Source organism: Methylibium sp. T29, from assembly GCF_000576205.1.
GTDB classification, from domain to species: Bacteria; Pseudomonadota; Gammaproteobacteria; order Burkholderiales; family Burkholderiaceae_C; genus Methylibium; species Methylibium petroleiphilum.
Map to the genome: position 1 here is coordinate 1 of NZ_AZND01000326.1, position 3,121 is coordinate 3,121.

Consider the following 3,121-nt stretch of genomic DNA (forward strand, 5'->3'; position numbering starts at 1 on the left):
GCTTTTTCATGGAACCCATTTCAGATGTCATCCGATCGCTCGCCACAGCGAAGAAACCCCAGGCCGACAGCCGGCAGAGCCATCGGCGACGAAGAAGCGCTTGCTTTGCACATGGCGGGGCCGGCGTTCAATGGCCTGCGCGCGTACGCAGCGCCGACCTGACGGCCGAGACGGCCGACTCGAACGACGTGGGCGCAAGCCAGCGCAACATGCAGGGATAGGTCACTGCGCCCGCCAGCAGCGCGGCTGCCGCGGCAAAGTACTGCGGCCACACCGGCGTGAGCAGATGGTGGACCGCCCAGATGACGGCGGCCATCGGCGCACCAGCCAGCAACGGGGTGAACGCCGCCGTGGCCTGCGCCCGCACGCTGATGCCGACGACGCTGGCCAACACGACCGCCCCTGCCGGCCAGAGGATCAGTTCCTTCGCGACGCGAACGCCGGCCACTGCCTCCAGCCCCCAACCGACGACCGCGAAGACCATCGCCGCCTGCACGACCACGTCAGCCACCATCAACATGATGGCCAGCGTGGAACGGCCGACGCCCCTCAGCATTGCGACCCCCAGCTCGGAGGCCGGCAGCAGCAGGCCACCGAGCAGGAACAACTGGACCACCGTCGCGGCACCCGCCCAGCGGGCTCCGAACACCAGGTCGATCAAGGTCGGCGCCAGCACGACCAGTGCGAGGTAGAGCGGGATCACCACCAGGGCCGTCGCCAGGATCGTCTGCCGCATCAGCTTGCGCAGCGCCTCCGGCTGTCCTTGCGAACGCGCCGACATCACCAGCGTGACGTCCCAGGCCGGGCCGATCAGGATGTCGCCGATCTGTTCGAGCAGCCGCTCCGCCATCGTGTAGATGCCCACCGCGGACGCACCGAGATAGTTGCCGATCACCAGGCGCGGAATCATCCGGTCGATGTACAGCATCGCCACGCCCGCCAGGGAGCCGATGTTGAAGTTCAGCAGCTCCATGAACGCCTTGCGCTCGATCTCGAACCCGGGCCGCCAACGCGTCGCGATCATCGCGCCGAGCATCGTGATGCCGACGCGGGCAACCTCGTTGACGATGATGCTCCAGATCCCCGCCCCCGACACTGCGAGCGAAATCCCGAGCACGCTTGCGATCATCGAACCGAAGGTTTCGACGGTGGCGACGGCCTTGAAACGGCCTTCGCGGCGCAGCAGCGCCCGGTGCACACCACTCACCGCACCCAGCGGCAAGCTGATGGCGCGCCAGCCGAGCACGGTCGCGACCTCTGCGGGCCCCCCCACCAGCGCCGCGATGCCATCGCTGAACGTGCTGATCACCACGAAGCTGATGAAGCCGAAGCCGAGCAGCAGCCAGAAGGTGGTGTTGGTGTGCGCCGGGCGCAGTTCCTTCTGCTGGATCAGGCTCTCCGCCAGCATCCCGCCGGTGATGAGCTCGACGACGCCGACGGCCACCCACGCCATGGCCACGATGCCGAAGGCTCCGGCCCGAGAAACCGGGCGAAGGCCGCCAGCGTGATGAAACCGAGAAGTACCTGCGCTACTTTTCCGACGGTACTCCAGGCCACTCCATGCAAAAGATTGACGTTGTATTTCATGTTGTTGAGCAGGGCACCTACCCTGCCGCGGCCGCGCCAAAACCGCGACTCCCTAGCAAGCCTTCAAATTCCTGACGGCAGATAGAGTAGCGCCCGCATTTCGCGCTGCGTGAGCATCTACTCACGTTCGCGCCCAAGGGCAGCAATTGTTCACAGTCGTAACAGCCGGCGGCATAGATTCCGTGAGAATGCCCCGAAAGCGTGGTGGCTCAAGCACCGAAAAGCCCGGCAAAACGGACCGCTTTCCCCTCGGAGAGGGTGGGGCAATGCGCCGGCTTAGGCTTAGAACTGCCAGCCCAGCGGCTTCAGCAGTTGCGCCGTCTCGAACAGCGGCAGACCCATGATGCCGGTGTAGCTGCCGTCGATGTGCTCGATCCATGCGGCCGCCTGGCTCTGGATCGCATAGGCCCCGGCCTTGCCGTGCGACTCGCCGCTCGCGACGTAGCGCACGATCTCGTCGGAGGTCAGCCGGCACAGTCGCACGGTCGACACCTGCAGCCGCAGCTGGGGCTCGAAGGCCGCATGCGGTCCTTCGACCACGGCCACCGCCGTCAGCACCTGGTGGGTCTGGCCCGACAGGGCCTCGAGCATGTGCGCCGCTTCCTCATCATCGGCCGGCTTGCCGAGAATGCGGTCGCCCAGCACCACGGTAGTGTCGGCGCACAGGATCGGCGCCGCCTGCAGTGCCCGCTGAAGCAGGCGCGCCCGCGCCGCCTCCAGCTTGGCGAGCGTCACGCGCTGCACATAGTTGGCCGCCGCCTCTCCGGGCAGCACGGCTTCCAGCGCCTCGCTGTCCTCGTCGGCGCCGGGCAGCAGCAGTTCGTGGCGCACGCCGATCTGCAGCAGCAGCTGGCGGCGCCGCGGACTCTGCGAAGCCAGGTAGAGGAATTCGGGCACGCTCGCTACTCGCGGTGATAGGGGTGGCCGGCGTTGACCGACCACGCCCGGTACAGCGCTTCGGCGAGCAAGACCCGTGCGAACGCGTGAGGCAGCGTCAGGTCCGACAGACGCAGCGTCTCGTCGGCGCCGTCCTTGAGCGTGTCGGCCAGGCCATCGGGGCCGCCGATCAGCAGCGCCACGTCGCGGCCGTCGAGCTGCCAGGCCTGCAGCCTCTGCGCCAGCTGCTGGGTGGTCAGGCGGGTGCCGCGCTCGTCGAGCACGACACGGCGCACGCCCCTGGCGCAGGCCGCCTCGATGCGCTGCGCCTCGGCGGCCTTCATGGCGTCCACGGTCTTGCCTTGGGTGCGTGGCTCCGCCTTCACCGCCTTCAGTTCCACGCGCCAATCGGCGGGAAAGCGCTTGAGGTAATCCTCGCAGGCCGTTTCGGCCCAGGCTGGCAGGCGCTGGCCGACGGCGACCAGCGCGAGCTTCATGCGCGCGACGTCTTGCGCGACGGCGCGGCCTTCTTCGCGGGAGCGCGCTTCGTGGCCGGCGCGCGGGTGGTCGGGGCCGACCGGGTCGGTGTCTTCTTTGCGACCGGCGCAGAAGCCGCCGTCTTGCGGGCCGGCGCCTTCCTGGCCGCAGGCGCCTTGGC

General features: G+C 68.1%; 3 protein-coding genes. All 3 read right to left on the reverse strand.

The genetic code is table 11. The annotated features are described in order from the left end of the window. Nucleotides 1-127: 127 nt before the first annotated feature. The 3 genes from x551_RS20265 to rlmH all read right to left on the reverse strand — a co-directional run bounded on the left by x551_RS20265 (nt 128) and on the right by rlmH (nt 2,960). On the reverse strand, nt 128-1,459 hold the full coding sequence (locus x551_RS20265; RefSeq protein ID WP_161728097.1) for an oligosaccharide flippase family protein: 1,332 nt from the start codon (nt 1,457-1,459) through the stop codon (nt 128-130). A 410-nt stretch (nt 1,460-1,869) separates the two neighbouring features. Further along, nucleotides 1,870-2,484 carry a Maf family protein gene (locus x551_RS20270; RefSeq protein WP_036236142.1) on the reverse strand — a complete coding sequence of 205 codons (615 nt, stop codon included), beginning with the start codon at nt 2,482-2,484 and terminating at the stop codon, nt 1,870-1,872. A 5-nt stretch (nt 2,485-2,489) separates the two neighbouring features. Next, nucleotides 2,490-2,960, reverse strand: coding sequence for a 23S rRNA (pseudouridine(1915)-N(3))-methyltransferase RlmH (gene rlmH, locus x551_RS20275; protein ID WP_011828941.1), 471 nt, complete (start codon nt 2,958-2,960; stop codon nt 2,490-2,492). Nucleotides 2,961-3,121: the final 161 nt, after the last annotated feature.

Bases quoted from the DNA above. Each gene is read 5' to 3' on its own strand.
- rlmH (WP_011828941.1), bottom strand. From the start codon at position 2,960: ATGAAGCTCGCGCTGGTCGCCGTCGGCCAGCGCCTGCCAGCCTGGGCC.